This is a genomic window from Streptococcus sp. GMD4S, from assembly GCF_000296955.1.
In genome coordinates, this window is record NZ_AJRE01000573.1 from 1 (window position 1) to 519 (window position 519).

Sequence of the window (519 nt, forward strand, 5' to 3'; positions counted from 1 at the left end):
TTGGAATCCCTTGGATCAAGCCAGATGTCTTAGAATATTTACGAGAACAAAAGCAACATCCAGAGCATTATATTTTTGTCCCGATTAGCTTTATCAGTGAGCACATCGAAGTCTTGTTTGATAACGATGTGGAATGTTATGAGTTGTGTCAAGAATTAGGTGTCACCTACCATCGTCCACCTATGCCCAATACAGATAGCCGTTTAATTGACGCTTTAGTTGCTACTGTACGAGCCAATGAAGACAAAGAATTTAAAGCTTTTCTCCCAGAAGAAGAAACCTTCGATGAGTTAGCGCCTTCGGCAACTACAAAGGACATCATGGAGGAGACAGACGACCTTCAGATGCCAGAATTTGTCAAAAAACTCATTGAGAAAAAAGGCCGTGAAAATGTGAAGATGCCTTACTTGATTAAGAAAATGCTCGAAAAGGCTGGGAAGTTACCAAAAGAGTAAAGAAAAAAGGATTTAGCTTTAAGCTAAATCCTTTATCTGTTTTATTTTTTCTCAAGAAGAGCTT

General features: G+C 38.5%; 1 protein-coding gene. It reads left to right on the forward strand.

Annotated elements, in window-relative coordinates:
* A partial coding sequence (locus GMD4S_RS12605; RefSeq protein WP_000452349.1) for a ferrochelatase occupies nt 1-455 on the forward strand: 455 nt, incomplete at its 5' end.
* Nucleotides 456-519 lie beyond the last annotated feature (64 nt).